The organism is Enterobacter sp. K510 (assembly GCF_055804875.1).
Window position 1 is genome coordinate 20,890 of sequence record NZ_JBNRLQ010000016.1, and the last position, 19,544, is coordinate 40,433.

Sequence of the window (19,544 nt, forward strand, 5' to 3'; positions counted from 1 at the left end):
CGACTCCTTATTTATCCTGCCAGCTGAAACGGCGGGCGATGAGCATCAGGCCCTGCTCCAGCAGCAGGCCGACGACGCCGATGATGACGATGGCGATGAGAATGTTTTCCACGTTGAGGTTGTTCCACTCGTTCCAGATCCAGAAGCCGATACCTGCGCCGCCGGTGAGCATTTCAGCGGCGACAATCACCAGCCAGGCGATGCCAATGGACAGCCGCACGCCGGTGAGCACCGCAGGCAGCACCGCCGGGAACAGAATGCGGCGCAGCACCGTCCATTCAGAAAGCTGTAACACGCGGGCGACGTTGAGGTAGTCCGCAGGAATGCGCTTCACCCCTTCGGCGGTGTTGATCACCATCGGCCAGATGGAGCAGATAAAAATGGTCCAGCTGGAGGCGGGTTCGGCTTTCTGAAACAGCAGCAGGCCAATCGGCAGCCAGGCCAGCGGGCTGACCGGACGCAGCAGCGCGATCAGCGGTGTGAACATGCGCGAGAAAAAGACAAAGCGGCCAATCAAAAAGCCGAGCGGGATCCCCACCAGCGCCGCCAGCCCGAAACCTATCGCCACCCGCTGCAGGGAGGCCAGCACGTTCCAGCCGATGCCCATGTCGTTAGGCCCGTCGTTGTAGAAGGGATCGGCAAACAATGTCAGGGCGGAATCCAGGGTGGAGAGCGGCGTCGGGAAGCCTTTGCTGTTAATGGCGGCCAGCTGCCAGGCGACCACCAGCAGTCCCAGACCGAGCAGCGCGGGGATAATACGCTGCGCAACATCGCGCAGATGGCGATTCAGGCGCGGCGTACGGCGACGCACCTGGACCGGCGGCAGGACGATCACTTCGCCCTGGGTGGTTTCCGGCTTAACGGTGATTTTTTTCTGTGCAAGTGTCATGTCATGCCCCTTTACGTTGAATGGCAAAACGGCTGGCATACCCTTCCGGATCGGTGCCGTTCCAGACGGTGCCGTCAATAAGCGTGCTGGCGCGCAGTGGTGAAGAAGGCAGCGAAATCCCCCCGACCTGGGCGGCGGCATCGCTGAAGATGTCGGTGCGGTTGATGCGAGCCGCGATGGCGGCATAGTCCGGTGCGGTTTTAAGCAGTCCCCAGCGTCTGAACTGGGTCAGGAACCACATGCCGTCGGAGTGCCACGGATAGTTAACCTGTCCCTCATTGAAGAAACGGATGGCGTGGGCGTCCTGCCAGCGGCGGCCTGCGCCGTTGTCGTACTCCCCCAGCAGACGGCCGGTAAGAAACTGTTCTTTGGTATTAAGCCAGGCGCGACGGGCAAGAATGCGCGCGGTTTCGCGTTTGTTTTCCGCCGAGGCGTCGATCCAGCGGGCGGCTTCCAGCACCGCCGCCACCAGCGCCCGCGCGGTGTGCGGATTCTGCTCCACCCAGGCGCGGCGGGTGCCGAGGATTTTTTCCGGGTGATCGGGCCAGATCTCCTGCGAGGTGGCGGCGGTAAAACCGATACGATCGTTAATGGCGCGGGTATTCCACGGCTCGCCGACGCAAAACCCGACCATGTTGCCGATGCGCATGTTCATCACCATCTGCGGCGGCGGCACCACCACGGTGCGGATATCGTCAAAGGGGTTGATCCCGGCGTTAGCCAGCCAGTAGTAGAGCCACATGGCATGGGTGCCGGTCGGAAAGGTGTGCGCGAAGGTATAGCTGCCCGGCGCGCTCTGGCCGATCAGGGATTTCAGTCCGGCGGCATCACGAATGCCTTTCTCCTGCAACTCCGCCGACAGGGTAATCGCCTGGCCGTTCTGGTTCAGCGTCATCAGGTTCGCCATCGCCTGGGGTTTGGGGCCGATGCCCATCTCCAGCCCGTAAAGCAGCCCGTACAGCACGTGCGCCGCATCCAGCTCGCCGGAAGTAAGTTTGTCGCGCACCGCCGCCCAACTGGCTTCTTTGGTTGGTACAAGGGTGATGCCATATTTTTTATCGAAGCCTTTAAGGGCGGCGATCACCAGCGGCGCGCAGTCGGTAAGCGGGATAAAACCGACGCGCACGGTCTGCTGCTCCGGCTTGTCAGAGCCTGCCGCATAAGCCGCCTGCAGCACGCCCGGTAACAACAGGCTGCCGCCCATAACGGCGGTGGCCTGTAACAGGCGTCGGCGGGAAAGAGAAAAGGTTGAATCAGCCATCACCACTCCTGAAGCAAAAAAAAAAGCGCCCGGCAGTGCTTTCGCACCGCAGGACGCCTTTATCCTCAAAACCTGCCTGCCGCCATTGGCGGGCCGGTTCAGTATGTTGTGATAGTAGTAATGCAAAGGGGATGCCAGGTTTCAACCCCTCACCCCGGCCGTCTCCGCAGATCGTAGGCCCGGCAAGCCTGCGCCGCCGGGCGGGACGGACGGCACGATGTCTGTTGCCGGGTGGCGCTGCGCTTACCCGGCCTACACTGAATCCCGCGCACCGGGCATGTGCATCTTTTGCCCGTAAACCGTGCAACTACTCCTTTTGGATTACTGCCAGAGATTTTTCACCGTTAACAGCGCCCGGGCGATCTCCACCATGCGCTGGTTTTTGTCCATCGCCATTTTGCGCAGGCACTGCCATGCCTGCTCTTCGGTCATATTCTGGTGTGTCATCAGCACGTGCTTGGCGCTGTCGATCACCTTGCGCTCGTCGAGGGAGGCTTTCAGCGACGCCAGCTGCGTAGTGAGCTGATCCAGTTCGCGCGCCTGCTGGCGCACCAGCGGCAACAGCTGATGATCAGAGCACAGCGACAGCCCCTCCCCGGCGGGTTCAAGAAAGGCGGCGCTTAGCGGCGGGGCCTGATCCTCTTCCGCCAGTAAGGTCGCCACGGTATGCATCAGGGCGTCGATCAGTGATTCTTCCAGCGCGCGTAGCTGTTCCAGCCGCTGCGTGTGCAGCACAAACCAGCGCAGCGCGTTTTCCCCCTGATCCTGCGGCGGCTGACGGGTACAGGCCAGACGACGCAGCTGTTCGATCTCCAGCGTCGCCCCGCAGCGGGCGTGAAAAATGTCGCTCAGTTCGCCGGTGGTGAGCGAAAGGAAAGTATCAAAACAGGGCTGCTGACCGTCGATGCGATCCACCAGCCGCTGGCGCAGGGCGTCGCTGAAATGACCGAGGGTAAAACCAAGCGCCCCTAGCGCCCGCTCCTGCCCCGCCAGCTCTTTACCCTGCATCAGGCTGTAGAGCGCCACCAGCGGCTGCACAATGCGCGGATCGTCGAGGGTGTCGTTCAGCTGCGGCACAATACTTAACAGATGACGGATGGTGGCGCTGAACTGCTCCATGGCTTCCGCTGCTTCTGTTCGTTGTTCGTGCACGCGCTGACGTAATTCAGGCAGCTGTTCCAGCCCCCAGAGCGCGGCGGCGATACGCTGGCACAGGGCGCTGCTGTTCAGCTGCTGCTCAAAACGCAGCAGCGGCAGCAGCGCCTGCCGTTGTTCATCCACCAGCGCGCGGCTGGCGCGGCACTCGGCTTCATATAATCGCCCCTGCGAACAGAGCCAGATGTTGGAAGCGCCGCGTTCGCACTGTAGCATATGCACCAGATGGCAGATCCTGCTTGCCAGCTCACCCGACTGCGCCAGCTGGCGGAGTTGTTGTTTCTGGATCTGGCGCGCGTAACGAAACCAGTCGATGGCGCTGTTCGCGCGGTCAGCATTTATGGTCATGCTTATTCTCCCGGTCAATGTGTCCGCTGAATAAAGCAATAATCATGCCTTGTCGAAGGAGTGAAAATGCAAAAGATAGTGATCGTCGCCAGCGGCGCGGCGTACGGCAGTGAATCCCTGTTTAACAGTCTGCGTCTGGCTATCGCCCTGCGTGAGCAGGATCCTGCCCCCGAACTGCGGCTGTTTTTAATGTCCGATGCCGTCACCGCCGGGCTGCGCGGCCAGCGTCCTGCCGAAGGCTATAACATTCAGCAGATGCTGGAGATCCTCACCGCGCAAAACGTGCCGGTGAAGCTGTGCAAAACCTGCACCGATGGACGCGGCATCAGCGCGTTGCCGCTGGTAGAGGGTGTGGAAATCGGCACCCTGGTGGAGCTGGCGCAGTGGACGCTGGCGGCAGACAAAGTGCTGACTTTTTAATAATCACGCTGCTTTAATATATATTTCTTATAGATGTCATACGGGCATCAAGTTTGCCTGCTGCGTTGCCGATAGCTTTTTTATAACAACACAGCAGGTACAACATCATGATCAGGTCCATTCGCGCGCGCATTATTGTGGCGACAGCAGGCTGTCTGGCTATCGCTTTGCTTCTTAACACTATTATTAATTATCAGGTGGCCCGTCAGGACAACCAGCAGACCCGGCAGGATATTTTAACCAGCACGAGTAACAGCCACAGTCTGGCAATCGCCGACTGGGTGAACAGCAAGATGACGATGATCGCCTCGTTACAGAGCGTGGCGGTGCAGGACGATCCGGTGCCGGTCTTCAAACAGATCGCTCAGGCGGGCGGTTTTACTAACGTTTATGTCGGCAATGCGGCGAAAACCGCCAAATTCTCCGATCCCACCGGCGTGCCCGCAGATTACGATCCCACTATCCGCCCCTGGTATCAGCAGGTGCTGAAAGCCGATGCGCCAGTGGTCACCGCGCCCTATGTGGACGCGGGCACCGGTAAGTTGGTGGTGACCTTTGCGGTGCCGGTGAAAGTGAACGGTACGCTGACGGCGGTGGTGGCCGGTGATGTGACCATGGACAGCGTGGTGGCGAACGTACAGGGTATTCAGCCCACGCCGCAAAGCAGCGGCCTGCTGCTGGACAGCGACGGCACGGTGATCGCCGCCAGCGACCCCGCGCTGACCTTAAAACCCTTCAGCGACGCCATCCAGGGCGTGGAATTCAGCGCCCTTAAAGCGGGTCACGCTGAAGACGGCACGCTGGCCGGTGCCGACAAAACCCTGCTCGCCTCGCCGGTGAAAGGCACACAGTGGCTGCTGGTGGTGGCGCTGGATGACAATGATGCCACCAGCGGACTGAGCGCCCAGCTTAAAGCTTCGGCGCTGTCGCTTGTCGTGCTGGTGCTTACTGGCGGCGCGGTGATGCACTGGCTGGTGGCGACCCTGCTTAAACGCCTGGTCACCATCCGCGATGCGATGCACGCCATCAGCAACGGCACCGACGATCTGTCCCAGCGTCTGCCGGAAAACGGCAACGATGAGGTGGCGGAGATCGCCCGTGCCTTTAACGCCTTCAGCGATAAGCTGGCGGTAGTGATGGTCAAACTGCGGGATTCCAGTACCTCGGTAAAATTTGCCGCTCAGGAGATTGCCGCCGGTAACCAGGATCTCTCCGGACGTACCGAACAGGCCGCTTCAAGTCTGCGCGGCACCGCCAGCGCCATCGAGCAGATCACCGCCTCGGTGGGCCAGTCTACCGATTCCGCCGCCCAGGCCAATGGCCAGGCGCAGGCCGCCTCTGAAGCCGCATCACGCGGCGGCGAAGTGGTGAAACAGGCGATCACCACCATGCAGTCTATCGAAGAGGCGTCGTCAAAAATCGGCGATATTACCAGCGTCATCGACGGCATTGCCTTCCAGACCAATATTCTGGCGCTGAACGCCGCGGTGGAAGCGGCGCGTGCCGGGGAACAGGGCCGCGGTTTCGCCGTGGTGGCCGGGGAAGTGCGTACCCTTGCCAGCCGCAGCGCGCAGGCGGCGAAGGAGATCAAATCACTGATCGAATCCACCACCCAGAGCGTGTCCACCGGCTCACGTTATGTGCGGCTGGCGGGGGAAAGCATGGGGGATATTGTATCGGGCATCGACAGCGTGTCGGTGATCATGCGTGAAATCACCGTCGCCACCAGCGAGCAGATGAAAGGCATTCAGGAAATTAACCACGCGGTGATCGACCTTGACCGTATGGTGCAGCAGAACGCTGAGCTGGTAGTGGAATCTGCGGCAGCGGCGGATGCGCTGCAATTGCAGGCGGCGGAGCTGGCGGAAACGGCGGGACATTTCCGCATTTAATGGTCAGGCAGCGCAGACGCCTGCGCTGCCGGTCACATCAGGCAAAACCTGGCTGCATCTCCGGGCCGGGTTTTTCGTCGCATAATAAGCGGCGCACTTTGCCCACCAGATCGTTTAAGCAGTCGTCGTGCATGCCGAGCTTAATCAGCTCCTGCTCCAGCGAGAAAAGATACTGCGCGTTGGTGCCGAGCGGGCCGCTGGCGGCGGCAATCAGCGGGGCGATCACCTGGGCGCGGGTATCGGATTCATAAAGCGCATGTCGCGGATCCATAATAAAGACCAGCGCGTTAATGGTACGGCCATCGTCGAGGGTGAGTTTGCACCAGCTCGGCAGATAGCAGCCGGTGATCATCTCGCGCTTCCACAGCAGCGAAAGTTCGTCGTGCAGGGTGTCATCGGCGAGCCGGTAGGCCACGCCCGTGGTGCGTCCGCCCTCTTTCAGGGCAAGCATACGCCCCGGCTGGCAGGCGCTGCCCCGTCCGGCGGTCAGCCGCAGGCAGAAGGCGCGATGCCAGCCCACCAGGGTGCCGGTACAGGACTCGGTGTATTCCAGCGCCGGGTTCCACATCAGGGAGCCGTAGCCGAAGATCCATACCGGGCCGTCGTCCGGGCGGCAGGCCAGGGTCGCCGCCAGTGAGGCCGCCCGCTGTTCCGCCGACCAGAGCAGAGCTTCTTCTATCTCGCCAAACGCCGTTTTACAATCGGCGTTCATCAGAAAATCACGCGTTAACATCGTTTACCTCCACCACTGCGTGCATCCATGCGACTACTTTTTTGACGCCTTCCAGGCTTTTTTGGTGCTTTTTAAGAAAGCAACCCGCTACGACGATATGCAATTCACGGGCCGCTTGCAAGCCAGACGCAGGCGTAAGCGGCTCACTTATGGTTATCGGGCGGTGGAGGAAAATCTAAAGCGTATTTATTTCAGCTGATTATTTCTTTTTGTGCCATTTGTCGTCATCACCCTTTTCATAGTCATGTTTCACCGCTGCCCACGCCACTTTGTGGGCGGTCTCTTCACGGCTGGCATCGCCCTTGCGATCCTCTTTATCTTTGTACTGATCCCAGGCGCTGTTGAAGGCTTCTTTATAGATATCCTGCGCATGGGCAGGTAGCACATGTTGTACGCTGTCCGGTAAGTCGGTTCGGGATTTAAACGGCATGATAAGTCCTCATTCAGGGATAAAACCTAAGTGTGGACGACAACCGGCATTGCTGCCAGCGCAGAGGTATTTTTGAAAATCAAACGATATAAATCACTGTTATTAATGGGTATAAATAAAATACCTTATAAATATAGCCACTTCATATTGATAATCTGATTTTCCCGTAAAATTAGGTAAAAATAACACCGCTTATTAACAGGATCTGTTATTTTACCGGTCTGCTGAATTTTCAAACTAAACTTATTACGCACCTGCAAACATGGAGATGGATAATGCCGACAACGATCGAGGCGGTTAAAAACCGCCACAAGGAGACCTCCCTCATTTTCCCGGTAGTGGCCCTGGCAGTGCTGCTGCTGTGGGGAAGCAGCCAGTCACTGCCAGTGGTCATTGGTATCAACCTGCTGGCGCTGGTCGGGATATTAAGCAGCGCATTTAGTGTGGTACGCCATGCCGATGTTCTGGCACACCGCCTCGGCGAGCCATACGGTTCATTAATTTTAAGTCTTTCCGTCGTTATTCTCGAAGTGAGCCTTATTTCCGCCCTGATGGCGACCGGCGATGCCGCGCCGACGCTGATGCGCGATACGCTCTATTCCATCATTATGATTGTGACCGGTGGTCTGGTGGGCTTTTCACTGCTGCTGGGCGGTCAGAAATTCGCCACCCAGTATATGAATCTGTTTGGCATTAAACAGTATCTGATCGCCCTCTTCCCGCTGGCGGTGATTGTGCTGGTCTTCCCCATGGCGCTGCCGGGCGGTAATTTCAGCACTTCGCAAGCCCTGCTGGTCGCGCTGATTTCCGCCGCCATGTACGGCGTTTTCCTGCTGATCCAGACCAAAACGCACCAGAGCCTGTTTGTTTACGAGCATGAAGATGATGGCGATGATGACGATCCGCACCACGGCAAGCCCTCCGCGCACAGTAATCTGTGGCACGCGCTGTGGCTGATTATTCATCTGGTTGCGGTTATCGCCGTCACCAAAATGAACGCGAATCCGCTGGAAACGCTGCTGACGGAGCTTAACGCCCCTGTCGCCTTTACCGGTTTCCTGGTGGCGCTGCTGATCCTCTCGCCGGAAGGCCTGGGCGCGCTGCGCGCGGTGCTGAATAATCAGGTGCAGCGTGCGATGAACCTGTTCTTCGGTTCAGTGCTGGCGACCATTTCTCTGACCGTACCGGTAGTGACGCTGATCGCCTGGGCGACGGGTAACGATCTGGTGTTCAGCCTGGGCGGGCCGGAGATGATTGTTATGCTGTCCGCGCTGTTGCTGTGTCAGCTGTCATTCTCGACCGGTCGCACCAATGTGCTGAACGGCGCGGCGCATCTGGCGCTGTTTATCGCCTATCTGATGACGATATTCGCCTGACGCAATAGCCTGCAGGGAGGCCGGTATATACGGCTTCCCTTAGCGCTATGCCTGCATTAGCTCATCAAAGAGTTCCGGATGCTTATCCAGCGCTTTAAACAGCAGAATAAGCGGTTTTGGCGGTGCCACCCGCCCTGTTTCATAGCGACTGAAAGCATTTGCCCCGCCGCCAAAAATTTCCGCCGCCTGACGCTGGTCGAGTTTAAAACGCTTGCGTACTCTGGCGATAAAATGCGGATCCACCGCTTCGGCATTGACGGCGCGATTAAAAGCGCTGATGGCAGCCATATAAGCCGCGCTCGTCTCTTCATTCAGGATCATTTCACCGCAGGTTCCGCAAAAATCACCGGTGATATTGCGCACCAGCGTCTTACGGCCCTTATATTCATAGTCGACATCGCGGGTTAAATGTTGCAGTTCCGCGCCGCCGCAAATCGGGCATTTCATGGTTATCGCTCCTTAAACGATACGATCAGCACGTCATCTCTGACGATGAATTTCATGTAGATACGCAGCCCGTTAAAAACAGGACGGTAAACGTCATGCCAGCACGTATGATCGTGATAAGCCGTCATGCTCTTATAAAAATCCTTTGTTTCCAGCGCCAGAATGACAACAAGCATCTCCTCCAGGCTACTGAATCCCAACGCCGCTGCGTCATTAAGCGCACTGAGCGTCGTGCGGATTTTTCCCGCGCGCACCAGCGCTTTCACAACGTCCAGACGGGTATGCGGGGTTCCTTTTTCGGTCATGATTATTAACCTGAATGCCAAATTATGCAAATAGGTTAATGAACCGAAAAAGCAGAAACAAGCGCCGAGGCCTGTATTTACGGGGGGTGCGAGAGGTTACGCAAAATGGAGTGAAACAAATGAAAAAGCCATGCCGTTTGTTTTTACTGAACGGCATGGCGTTTAAAGAGGAAGATTAGTGCTCGGTATCCAGCTCAGGGAAGCTTTTTACCAGATCGTCAATGGCTTTGATCTGGGTAAGGAACTGTTCCAGCTTCGCCAGCGGCAGTGCGGACGGGCCGTCGCACTTCGCGTTATCCGGGTCCGGGTGCGCTTCGATAAACAGACCAGCAAGCCCCGTTGCCATGCCGGCGCGTGCCAGCTCGGTCACCTGACCGCGACGACCGCTGGACGCCGCGCCAAAGGGATCGCGGCACTGCAGGGCGTGGGTCACGTCGAAAATCACCGGGGAGTTGCCGGAGACTTTCTTCATCACGCTAAAGCCCAGCATGTCCACCACCAGGTTGTCGTAGCCGAAGTTAGCGCCACGGTCGCACAGGATCACCTTCTCGTTACCGCCTTCGCGGAATTTATCCACGATATTGCCCATCTGGCCAGGGCTTACGAACTGCGGTTTCTTCACGTTGATCACCGCACCGGTTTTCGCCATGGCTTCCACCAGGTCGGTCTGACGGGCGAGGAAGGCCGGCAGCTGGATCACGTCAACCACTTCGGAAACCGGCTGCGCCTGGCTGGCTTCATGCACGTCGGTGATCACTTTCACGCCAAAGGTCTGCTTCAGCTCCTGGAAGATTTTCATCCCTTCTTCGAGGCCCGGGCCACGGTAGGAGTGAATAGACGAGCGGTTGGCTTTGTCAAAAGAGGCCTTGAACACGTACGGAATACCCATTTTCTGCGTAACGGTCACGTAGTGTTCACAAATACGCATAGCAAGATCGCGTGACTCCAGCACGTTCATACCGCCAAACAGCACGAACGGCAGGTCGTTTGCCACGTTAATATCGCCAATGCTAACCACTTTTTGTTTCATAGGATCGCCTTATCAGGTTTGGATCGGGAGGTATCAGTGCAGCGTGATCTGCTTGTGCGCGATGTTGTTAATCTGCGCGCGGATCATTTCGCTGATCGGATCTTCCGGACATTGTTCTACAAAATAACTTAAATCATTGAGCGCGACATGGTCGCAGTCGAGCTGGGCATAAATCAGGCCGCGGTCGCGAATTTCATACGGATCTTCAGGATTGAACTGTAACAGCGCTTCGCTGGCGCGCAGGGCCAGCTCCATTTGCTGCTCTTCCATCAGCGCCGATTTCAGCGTATCCAGCAGTTTGCGGATCACTTCGGCGTTGTCGGCCTCGTCCAGATCTTCAGTAAAGAGTTCCGCAATCGGGCTGATATTACCCTTGAGCCACACTTCGAGGGTGTGCTCGTCCAGCGTGTCGCCGTTGAACGGATTGATCAGCCACATTTCGCTGTCCATCCATTCGGCGCGTAAAATTAACTGCGTCGGGAAGATCACCGGCATCAGCGGAATATCCAGCCTGTCCGCGACCCACAGCAAAATGGCGCCCAGTGAAACGGCGCTGCCCTGACGATTTTTCAGCACGTGATCCAGCCACAGAGCATCTGACAGGCGGTAGACGCCGCGCGTGTCCCGAAAGCCCCACTCACCGTAAAACAGCTCGATGAGTTTCTCCAGTTGCCAGTCCTGAGGCTTCGCCTCGCTAATCTCTTCCCGGGCCAGACTGACCAGCCCTTCCAGCTCGTCGTAGACATACTGTGAGGGGAAATCATCGCGGATCAACTCCGATACGAGGATCATCCCGTCACATAACGGCGCTTTATTAAATTCGAAATCTGCCAACGACTTCATCATTTACCCCAGTAACGGTATTTTTGTGGTGGCGAGTTTAATGATGATGTACAGCACCACCAGCCCCAGCAGAAGCGCGATAAACCCGGCCTGCTGGCTGCGAGGGCAACATTACCCCTGCGCAAGAAAACCCAAAACGCTGTGATGATAACGCCAAATGACGCCTGCGTCAGCCATGCCGCTTTCATCATCGTGACAACAGCGACGAGAAAAGTCATGACGAGACGGGTTAAAGCATTCACCGCGCTTATTCCTGTAGCGGCAACCGGCCAAGCGTGATGCGCTCGTTACCGCCATAATCGCGACAGGTTTCGATCTGCGCATAACCCTCTGCGGCAAAACAGGCGCGAACGGCGGCGCCCTGCTGCCAGCCATGCTCCAGTAGCAGCGTTCCGCCGGGTAGTAAGAATGATTGTGCGTGATGGATAATCCACGCCAGATCCGCCATGCCCTGATCGCCCGCCACCAGCGCGGTGCGCGGTTCAAAGCGCACATCCCCCTGCGACAGGTGCGGATCCTGCTCATCAATGTAGGGCGGGTTACTGACGATCATCGCAAACCGCTCGCCGTCCAGCGCGCTGAACCAGTGGCTTTGCAGCACACTGACGTTGCGGATACGCAGATGCTCCGCGTTACGCCGGGCAAGGACCACGGCGTCTGGCATCATATCGACGGCAATCACATCGCAGTCCGGGCGTTCGCTTGCCAGCGCCAGCGCGATTGCGCCGGTGCCGGTGCCCAGATCCAGAATACGACAGGGTGAGTCAGGCAGACGCGCCAGCGCCTGTTCCACCAGACATTCGGTGTCCGGACGGGGTATCAGCGTGGCGGGTGAGACGAAAAGCGGCAGCGACCAGAACTCCCGCACGCCCACCAGATGCGCCACCGGCTCGCCCTGCGCGCGGCGCGCCAGCAGTTCGCTGAGCTGCGCCTGTTCTGCGTCCGTCAGCAGCGTCTCGCCGAAGGCAAGAATAAAAGTGCGGGCGCGTCCGGTGACAAATCCCAGCAGGATCTCGGCATCGCGCCGCGGGCTGTCGCTGCCCGCAAGCTGTTCAATGGCAAGGCGAAGCCAGGCGTGGTAATCCATCAGTCCTGCTCGGAAAGCGCGGCGAGCTGATCGGCCTGGTATTCCTGGACGATAGGCTCGATCAGCATATCCAGTTTTCCTTCCATCACTTCATCCAGACGGTAGAGCGTCAGGTTGATGCGGTGGTCGGTGACGCGACCCTGCGGGAAGTTATAGGTGCGGTTGCGGTCGCTACGGTCGCCGCTGCCCAGCAGGTTACGGCGCGTGGACGCTTCCGCCTGCTGGCGTTTGGCGATTTCGGCGGCGCGAATACGCGAACCCAGCACGGAAAGCGCTTTGGCTTTGTTTTTGTGCTGGGAACGTTCGTCCTGACACTCCACGACGATCCCGGTCGGAATGTGGGTGATACGGATCGCCGAATCGGTGGTGTTAACGTGCTGACCGCCCGCGCCGGAGGAGCGGAAGGTATCAATACGCAGATCCGCCGGGTTGATGTCCGGCAGTTCCGCTTCCGGCAATTCCGGCATCAGCGCCACGGTACAGGCGGAAGTGTGAATGCGCCCCTGGGATTCGGTGGCCGGTACGCGCTGTACGCGATGACCGCCGGATTCAAATTTCAGTCGGCCATAGACGCCTTCGCCGCTGATTTTAGCGATAATTTCTTTATAACCGCCATGCTCGCCTTCGTTGGCGCTCATGATCTCCACGCGCCAGCGGCGGGATTCCGCGTAACGGCTGTACATGCGGAACAGATCGCCGGCAAAGAGCGCGGCTTCATCGCCGCCGGTTCCGGCACGCACTTCAAGGTAGGCGTTACGTTCATCATCCGGATCGGTCGGCAGCAACAGCACCTGCAGATGCTGTTCCAGTTGTTCGGTTTTCTCTTTCAGCTCGCGCAGTTCTTCCTGCGCCATGTCGCGCATTTCCGGATCCTCGAGCATCAGCTGCGCGGTTTCCATGTCTTCCTGAACCTGTCGCCAGTCAGTAAAGCAGCGTGAGACATCGCTCAACTGAGCGTATTCGCGCGATAAGGCACGAAAACGATCCTGGTCGGCAATGATCCCTGCGTCGCCCAGCAGCGCCTGTACTTCTTCATGACGCTCGTGCAGGGCTTCCAGTTTGGCAACGATAGAAGGCTTCATAGGCGTAAATGCACCCTGTTCTGTTATTAGAGGTTGTTGTGCTACTCCAGCCCGAGGCTGTTGCGCAGAATATGCAGGCGTTCGTCATCCCCGTTACGGGCAGCCTGCTGAAGAGATTTGGTTGGGGCGTGGATCAGCTTGTTGGTCAGTTTCCACGCCAGATCCTGCATGATGGCTTGCGCATCGCCGCCCTTTTCCAGGGCTGCGAGGGCTTTTGCTGTCAGTTCATCCCGCACCTGTTCGGCCTGGCTGCGGTATTCGCGAATGGTCTCGCTGGCGCTTTGCGCACGCAGCCAGGCCATAAATTCGCTGGTTTCCTGTTCAACGATGGTTTCCGCTTCCACGGCGGCGGCTTTGCGCTGCGCCAGGTTGTGGGAAATGATACTCTGTAAATCATCGACGCTGTACAGATAGGCGTTCGCCAGCTTGCTGACGTCCGGCTCGACGTCGCGCGGCACGGCGATATCCACCAGCAGCATCGGCTGGTTGCGGCGGGCTTTCAGGGCGCGTTCCACCATGCCTTTGCCGATGATGGGCAGCGGGCTGGCCGTGGAGCTGATAATAATGTCGGCGTCTTTCAGGCGCTCATCGATATCGCTGAGCGAAATCACCTCGGCACCCACTTCATCCGCCAGCACCTGTGCGCGTTCGCGGGTGCGGTTGGCGATGATCATGTTTTTCACTTTATGCTCGCGCAGATGACGCGCCACCAGTTCGATGGTTTCACCCGCGCCGACCAGCATTACCGTGACGGTGGATAAGGATTCGAAGATTTGACGCGCCAGCGTACAGGCGGCGAAGGCGACAGAGACAGCGCTGGCGCCGATGTCGGTCTCCGTGCGTACGCGTTTGGCCACCGAGAAGGATTTCTGGAACATGCGCTCCAGTTCGGTGGCGTTGTGATGCCCGCGGCTGGAATCGGCGAAGGCTTTCTTAACCTGGCCCAGGATCTGCGGCTCGCCCAGCACCAGTGAATCCAGCCCGCTGGCGACGCGCATCAGATGGCTGACGGCGTCGTTGTCCTGATGCCAGTAGAGGCTTTTACGCAGTTCTTCTTCATTAAGATGATGGTAATCGCACAGCCAGCGGATCAACGCTTCCTGTAAATCGTCACGCTCTTCCACGCTGAGGTAAAGCTCGGTGCGGTTGCACGTCGAGAGCACCACGCCGCCCTGCACCATTGGCTGAGCCAGCAGGCTTTCCAGCGCCTGGTCGAGCGTATCCGGCGAAAACGAAACACGTTCTCGCAACGCAACAGGTGCAGTTTTGTGGTTGATGCCGAGCGCTAAAAGGGTCATGTCAGCGGGAGTAGTACCAGCGTTGATAAGGTTAGTCTGTGCGCATCATACAGGATGCGTGAGGTCAATAAAAGAGAGCGCCCCCTTTTGGAGTAATCGATAATATAATGATTTAAGACAAGTTGAACGTAGACGCTGTGCCGCCGCGGCGCTAGCATTAACGATATAACTGCAACGTATTACAAGGATTTTTCCTCATTATGATGTCAGCCAATACCCGCCTGCTCCGCCTTATGCCGCTCGCCAGCCTTGTGCTGACCGCCTGTACACTCACCGCGCCAAAAGGACCGGGTAAAAGCCCTGACTCCCCGCAGTGGCGGCAGCATCAGCAGGAGGTGCGTAATCTGAACCAGTATCAGACCCGCGGCGCCTTTGCCTATATTTCCCCTGAGCAGAAAGTGTATGCCCGCTATTTCTGGCAGCAAACCGGCCAGGATAACTACCGTCTGCTGTTGACCAATCCGCTGGGCAGTACGGAGCTGGAGCTGAGCGCTCGTCCAGGTAACGTGCAGATCGTCGATAATAAAGGCCAGCGCTATACCGCGACCGATGCGGAAGAGACCATCAGCAAGCTGACCGGCATGCCGATCCCGCTCAATAGCCTGCGCCAGTGGATCCTGGGTCTGCCGGGCGAGGCGACAGACTACAAACTCGACAGCCAGTACCGTCTGAGCGAACTGAACTACTCTGAAGGCGGCAAAACCTGGAAAGTGGTTTACGGCGATTATGACGAGAAAACCAAACCGAGCCTGCCCGCCAGCATGGAGCTGACGCAGGACGGGCAGCGCATCAAACTTAAAATGGATAACTGGATTGTGAAATGATGACCCAGTGGCCCTCTCCGGCAAAACTTAATCTCTTTTTATACATTACCGGTCAGCGCAGCGATGGTTATCACGAGCTTCAGACGCTGTTTCAGTTTCTGGATTATGGTGACACCCTCAGTATCGCGCCCCGTCACGATGGCGCTATCCGCCTGCTGACGCCGGTGGCTGGCGTGCCGGATGAGGAAAACCTCATCGTGCGCGCGGCGCGGTTATTAATGGACGCCGCCCGTCAGCGCGATTGTCTGCCAGCCGGGAGCGGCGCTGACATCCGCATTGAAAAACGTCTGCCCATGGGCGGCGGTCTGGGCGGCGGCTCATCTAATGCCGCCACCGTGCTGGTGGCGCTGAATCATCTCTGGGGCTGCGGCTTGTCGGTGGATGAACTGGCGGATCTGGGCCTGCAACTTGGCGCGGATGTGCCGGTATTTGTGCGCGGTCATGCGGCCTTCGCAGAGGGCGTCGGTGAGCAGTTGATCCCGGTCGATCCGCCGGAAAAATGGTATCTGGTGATGCATCCCGGCGTCAGTATTCCTACCCCGGTTATTTTCAAAGATCCTGATTTGCCAAGAGACACGCCGAAAAGGTCAATTAATACGTTGCTAAATTGTGAATTCGGCAACGATTGCGAGGTTATCGCAAGAAAACGTTTTCGCGAGGTTGATGCCGCGCTTTCCTGGCTGTTAGAATACGCGCCGTCGCGCCTGACTGGCACAGGAGCTTGTGTCTTTGCTGAATTTGACACCGAGTCCTCTGCGCGTCAGGTGCTGGAGCAAGCCCCGGACTGGCTACATGGTTTTGTCGCGAAAGGTGTAAACCTTTCTCCACTGCACCAGGCTATGTTTGGGCAACCTGAGCTCCGGTGACAACGTCACCCTGTTCCAGACGTTGCATCGCGCTCTTTAATACACCGCTGGATAGTGTTTTGCCTGGCCCGCACAGTTTTTGGCGACGCTATCCACCACTGGACGCATGCCTGAGGTTCTTCTCGTGCCTGATATGAAGCTTTTTGCTGGTAACGCCACCCCGGAACTAGCACAACGTATTGCCAACCGCCTGTACACTTCCCTCGGCGACGCCGCTGTAGGTCGCTTTAGCGACGGCGAAGTCAGCGTACAAATTAATGAAAATGTACGCGGTGGTGATATTTTCATCATCCAGTCCACTTGTGCTCCCACCAATGACAACCTCATGGAGTTGGTTGTTATGGTTGATGCGCTGCGTCGTGCTTCTGCAGGTCGTATCACCGCTGTTATTCCTTATTTTGGCTATGCCCGTCAGGATCGCCGCGTGCGTTCCGCGCGTGTGCCTATCACCGCAAAAGTTGTCGCCGATTTCCTCTCCAGCGTGGGCGTTGACCGCGTACTGACCGTTGACCTGCATGCTGAACAGATCCAGGGCTTCTTTGATGTGCCGGTTGATAACGTGTTCGGCAGCCCGATCCTGCTGGAAGACATGCTGCAACTGAATCTGGATAACCCGATTGTGGTTTCTCCGGACATCGGCGGCGTGGTGCGTGCCCGTGCTATCGCCAAACTGCTTAACGATACCGATATGGCTATCATCGACAAACGTCGCCCGCGCGCGAACGTCTCCCAGGTGATGCATATTATTGGTGACGTGGCCGGTCGTGACTGCGTGCTGGTTGACGATATGATCGATACCGGCGGTACCCTGTGTAAAGCGGCTGAAGCCCTGAAAGAACGTGGCGCCAAGCGTGTATTCGCCTACGCGACTCACCCGATCTTCTCCGGCAATGCGGCTAACAATCTGCGTCATTCCGTCATCGACGAAGTGGTGGTTTGCGACACCATTCCGCTGACTGACGAAATCAAATCTCTGCCGAACGTCCGTACCCTGACCCTGTCAGGTATGCTGGCGGAAGCGATTCGTCGTATCAGCAACGAAGAATCCATCTCTGCGATGTTCGAGCACTAATCGGACACAGCGTAAAAACCCGCCGCGGCGGGTTTTTTTGTCTGTGATTTTTATTTGTATGATTAATGCTTTCCATTTTAATTATTCATGAAATAAATGGATTGCGCCTGAATGAAATGAAAACAGTGAAAAAATTGACGTCTTTTGATGCTCTTCCTTTTCGCGCCCTTATCGACGCCTGCTGGAAAGAAAAATACTCTCTGTCGCGCTTTACCCGCGATCTGATTGCCGGGATCACCGTTGGCATTATTGCCATCCCGCTGGCGATGGCGCTGGCGATAGGCAGCGGCGTGGCCCCGCAGTATGGTCTGTACACGTCGGCGGTTGCCGGGATTGTCATTGCGCTGACCGGCGGCTCGCGCTTCAGCGTCTCCGGTCCTACTGCCGCTTTTGTGGTGATCCTTTATCCGGTATCTCAACAGTTCGGACTGGCGGGGCTGCTGGTCGCCACCCTGATGTCCGGCGTATTCCTGATCCTGTTTGGCCTCGCCCGTTTTGGTCGCCTGATTGAGTATATTCCACTGTCGGTTACCCTCGGGTTTACCTCGGGGATCGGCATTACCATCGCCACCATGCAGATCAAAGATTTTCTCGGTTTGCACCTGACGCAGGTCCCCGAGCACTATCTGCAGAAAGTGGGCGCGCTGGCAGGCGCGCTGCCGACACTCAATCCGGGGGATGCCGCCATCGGCGTGGTGACCCTTGGCACGCTGATTTTCTGGCCCCGGCTTGGGATCCGCCTGCCCGGCCATCTGCCCGCGCTGCTGGCAGGTTGCGCCGTGATGGTGGTGGTTAACCTCGCGGGCGGCCATGTGGCGACCATCGGCTCGCAGTTCCATTATGTGCTGGCGGACGGCACCCGGGGCAACGGTATTCCGCAACTGCTGCCGCAGCTGGTGCTGCCGTGGGATATGCCGGGATCGGACTTTACCCTGAGCTGGGCCTCCCTGCGCGCCCTGCTTCCGGCTGCTTTTTCTATGGCGATGCTCGGCGCGATCGAATCATTGCTCTGCGCGGTCGTGCTCGACGGCATGACCGGCACACGGCATAAAGCCAACGGCGAACTCATTGGCCAGGGGCTGGGAAACCTGGTGGCGCCTTTCTTTGGCGGCATTACCGCCACCGCCGCTATCGCCCGCTCGGCGGCCAACGTGCGCGCCGGAGCAACCTCTCCTGTTTCCTCTGTTATTCACGCTTTGCTGGTGATCCTCGCGCTGCTGATCTTAGCCCCGCTGCTCTCCTGGCTGCCGCTGTCGGCGATGGCCGCTCTGCTGCTGATGGTGGCATGGAATATGAGTGAAGCGCATAAAGTGGTGAACCTGCTGCGCACTGGCCCGCAAGACGACATTATTGTGATGCTGCTGTGCATGTCCCTGACCGTGCTGTTCGATATGGTGATCGCCATCAGCGTCGGCATCGTTCTCGCCTCGCTGCTGTTTATGCGCCGTATTGCGCGCATGACGCGGCTGGCACCGGTAAATGTGGAAGTGCCGGAAGATGTACTGGTGCTGCGGGTGATCGGGCCGTTATTTTTCGCGGCTGCAGACAGCCTGTTTACCGATCTGGCGACGCGCTGCGTGGGCAAACGCATAGTGGTGCTGAAATGTGATGCGGTACCGGTGCTGGACGCAGGCGGGCTGGATGCATTTAAGCGCTTTGTGGAACGTCTGCCGGAAGGTTGCGAACTGCGGGTGAGTAATCTGGAGTTCCAGCCGCTACGCACAATGGCGCGCGCAGGTATTAAGCCGATTGAAGGGCGTCTGTCATTCTATCCGGATAAAACTGCGGCGCTGGCCGATCTGTGACGCTATGGCCCGGCGGCGCAAGCTTGCCGGGCCTGAAGGCCAGAACCAATGTTATCAGCTGTGGCGATGATTCTGGTCGCGGCGGCAGCGTTTATCGTAGTGACGCACCCACCAGTACTTATCGCATACCTGCTCATGCCCGCCGACGCGCGCCCCCGCCAGCCACAGGATCGCACCGACGAAGATGCTTAAAATAGCGCCATGGGCGAAGTATTGCGGCAGGTCAAACTGCGGAAGCTGATTCAGTATGGAGTAGCCCACGCCAACCACCATCACCACCAGTCCTAAACCCATTAATACGTTACCGAGCAACGACGCGTTTTTGCGTTTCATCTGTCACCTCCGGGATGCCGGGTTGCAGGGAAAAGTCCCTGTTCCTTG

General features: G+C 57.9%; 20 protein-coding genes and 1 pseudogene. 7 read left to right on the top strand and 14 right to left on the bottom strand.

The window, feature by feature from the left end; translation table 11 throughout:
- Positions 1-7 precede the first annotated feature (7 nt).
- The 3 genes from ntrB to nasR all read right to left on the bottom strand — a co-directional run bounded on the left by ntrB (position 8) and on the right by nasR (position 3,653).
- The gene (ntrB, locus tag ACQUTD_RS20825) at positions 8-889 is read right to left on the bottom strand and encodes a nitrate ABC transporter permease (protein WP_072568664.1); all 882 of its coding nucleotides are present in this window, start codon (positions 887-889) and stop codon (positions 8-10) included.
- A 1-nt stretch (position 890) separates the two neighbouring features.
- Positions 891-2,150: an ABC transporter substrate-binding protein gene (locus ACQUTD_RS20830; protein ID WP_473276057.1), complete on the bottom strand. Its 1,260-nt coding sequence runs from the start codon at positions 2,148-2,150 to the stop codon at positions 891-893.
- Between the two features lie 321 nt (positions 2,151-2,471).
- Positions 2,472-3,653: a nitrate regulatory protein NasR gene (gene nasR, locus ACQUTD_RS20835; RefSeq protein WP_473276059.1), complete on the bottom strand. Its 1,182-nt coding sequence runs from the start codon at positions 3,651-3,653 to the stop codon at positions 2,472-2,474.
- Between the two features lie 66 nt (positions 3,654-3,719).
- Here nasR and ACQUTD_RS20840 point away from each other — a divergent pair, with 66 nt between their 5' ends.
- Together ACQUTD_RS20840 and ACQUTD_RS20845 are read left to right on the top strand one after the other, a co-directional pair.
- Complete coding sequence (locus tag ACQUTD_RS20840) at positions 3,720-4,073, top strand: DsrE/DsrF/TusD sulfur relay family protein (RefSeq protein ID WP_072568668.1); 354 nt, start codon at positions 3,720-3,722, stop codon at positions 4,071-4,073.
- Between the two features lie 107 nt (positions 4,074-4,180).
- Entirely contained in the window at positions 4,181-5,965 is a 1,785-nt protein-coding gene (locus ACQUTD_RS20845) for a methyl-accepting chemotaxis protein (protein WP_473276061.1), read from the top strand.
- A 37-nt stretch (positions 5,966-6,002) separates the two neighbouring features.
- Here the strand turns inward: ACQUTD_RS20845 and ACQUTD_RS20850 are convergent, their stop codons facing one another.
- Positions 6,003-6,698, bottom strand: coding sequence for a gamma-glutamylcyclotransferase (locus ACQUTD_RS20850; protein WP_318363683.1), 696 nt, complete (start codon positions 6,696-6,698; stop codon positions 6,003-6,005).
- Positions 6,699-6,897: 199 nt separating this feature from the next.
- Positions 6,898-7,128: a putative cation transport regulator ChaB gene (gene chaB / locus ACQUTD_RS20855; protein WP_318363684.1), complete on the bottom strand. Its 231-nt coding sequence runs from the start codon at positions 7,126-7,128 to the stop codon at positions 6,898-6,900.
- Positions 7,129-7,403: 275 nt separating this feature from the next.
- Between chaB and chaA the strand changes: the two genes are divergently transcribed.
- Positions 7,404-8,504 carry a sodium-potassium/proton antiporter ChaA gene (gene chaA, locus ACQUTD_RS20860; protein ID WP_473385745.1) on the top strand — a complete coding sequence of 367 codons (1,101 nt, stop codon included), beginning with the start codon at positions 7,404-7,406 and terminating at the stop codon, positions 8,502-8,504.
- Between the two features lie 45 nt (positions 8,505-8,549).
- Here chaA and ACQUTD_RS20865 read toward each other — a convergent pair whose 3' ends face one another.
- The 8 genes and pseudogenes from ACQUTD_RS20865 to hemA form a co-directional block, all read right to left on the bottom strand.
- Positions 8,550-8,951: a type II TA system antitoxin MqsA family protein gene (locus ACQUTD_RS20865; RefSeq protein ID WP_318363685.1), complete on the bottom strand. Its 402-nt coding sequence runs from the start codon at positions 8,949-8,951 to the stop codon at positions 8,550-8,552.
- A gap of 2 nt (positions 8,952-8,953) precedes the next feature.
- Entirely contained in the window at positions 8,954-9,256 is a 303-nt protein-coding gene (locus ACQUTD_RS20870; RefSeq protein WP_473276065.1) for a type II toxin-antitoxin system MqsR family toxin, read from the bottom strand.
- A gap of 175 nt (positions 9,257-9,431) precedes the next feature.
- Positions 9,432-10,286 carry a 3-deoxy-8-phosphooctulonate synthase gene (kdsA, locus tag ACQUTD_RS20875; protein WP_072568673.1) on the bottom strand — a complete coding sequence of 285 codons (855 nt, stop codon included), beginning with the start codon at positions 10,284-10,286 and terminating at the stop codon, positions 9,432-9,434.
- 33 nt (positions 10,287-10,319) lie between these two features.
- Positions 10,320-11,129, bottom strand: a complete 810-nt coding sequence (gene sirB1 / locus ACQUTD_RS20880; protein ID WP_473276140.1) for an invasion regulator SirB1 — start codon at positions 11,127-11,129, stop codon at positions 10,320-10,322.
- 3 nt (positions 11,130-11,132) lie between these two features.
- A pseudogene (locus ACQUTD_RS20885) lies at positions 11,133-11,314 on the bottom strand (SirB2 family protein); the annotation flags it as partial.
- A gap of 62 nt (positions 11,315-11,376) precedes the next feature.
- Positions 11,377-12,216 (bottom strand): peptide chain release factor N(5)-glutamine methyltransferase, encoded by an 840-nt coding sequence (prmC, locus tag ACQUTD_RS20890; RefSeq protein WP_473276067.1) that lies wholly within the window; start codon positions 12,214-12,216, stop codon positions 11,377-11,379.
- Positions 12,216-13,298 (bottom strand): peptide chain release factor 1, encoded by a 1,083-nt coding sequence (prfA, locus tag ACQUTD_RS20895; RefSeq protein WP_318363688.1) that lies wholly within the window; start codon positions 13,296-13,298, stop codon positions 12,216-12,218. The genes prmC and prfA overlap by 1 nt, the downstream gene beginning before the upstream one ends.
- Positions 13,299-13,339: 41 nt before the next feature.
- Complete coding sequence (gene hemA / locus ACQUTD_RS20900) at positions 13,340-14,596, bottom strand: glutamyl-tRNA reductase (RefSeq protein ID WP_473276069.1); 1,257 nt, start codon at positions 14,594-14,596, stop codon at positions 13,340-13,342.
- Between the two features lie 200 nt (positions 14,597-14,796).
- On the opposite strand from hemA, the gene lolB reads away from it, so the two are divergent.
- The 4 genes from lolB (at position 14,797) to dauA (ending at position 19,163) form a co-directional block, all read left to right on the top strand.
- Positions 14,797-15,420, top strand: coding sequence for a lipoprotein insertase outer membrane protein LolB (gene lolB, locus ACQUTD_RS20905; RefSeq protein WP_473276071.1), 624 nt, complete (start codon positions 14,797-14,799; stop codon positions 15,418-15,420).
- Positions 15,420-16,286, top strand: coding sequence for a 4-(cytidine 5'-diphospho)-2-C-methyl-D-erythritol kinase (ispE, locus tag ACQUTD_RS20910; RefSeq protein ID WP_072569460.1), 867 nt, complete (start codon positions 15,420-15,422; stop codon positions 16,284-16,286). Before lolB ends, ispE begins: the two co-directional genes overlap by 1 nt.
- A gap of 124 nt (positions 16,287-16,410) precedes the next feature.
- A complete protein-coding gene (prs, locus tag ACQUTD_RS20915) occupies positions 16,411-17,358 on the top strand; it encodes a ribose-phosphate diphosphokinase (RefSeq protein WP_088218684.1) in 948 nt (315 codons plus the stop codon).
- A 116-nt stretch (positions 17,359-17,474) separates the two neighbouring features.
- Positions 17,475-19,163, top strand: a complete 1,689-nt coding sequence (gene dauA / locus ACQUTD_RS20920; RefSeq protein ID WP_473276073.1) for a C4-dicarboxylic acid transporter DauA — start codon at positions 17,475-17,477, stop codon at positions 19,161-19,163.
- 54 nt (positions 19,164-19,217) lie between these two features.
- Here dauA and ychH read toward each other — a convergent pair whose 3' ends face one another.
- On the bottom strand, positions 19,218-19,496 hold the full coding sequence (gene ychH, locus ACQUTD_RS20925) for a stress-induced protein YchH (protein WP_072568680.1): 279 nt from the start codon (positions 19,494-19,496) through the stop codon (positions 19,218-19,220).
- Between the last annotated feature and the right edge of the window lie 48 nt (positions 19,497-19,544).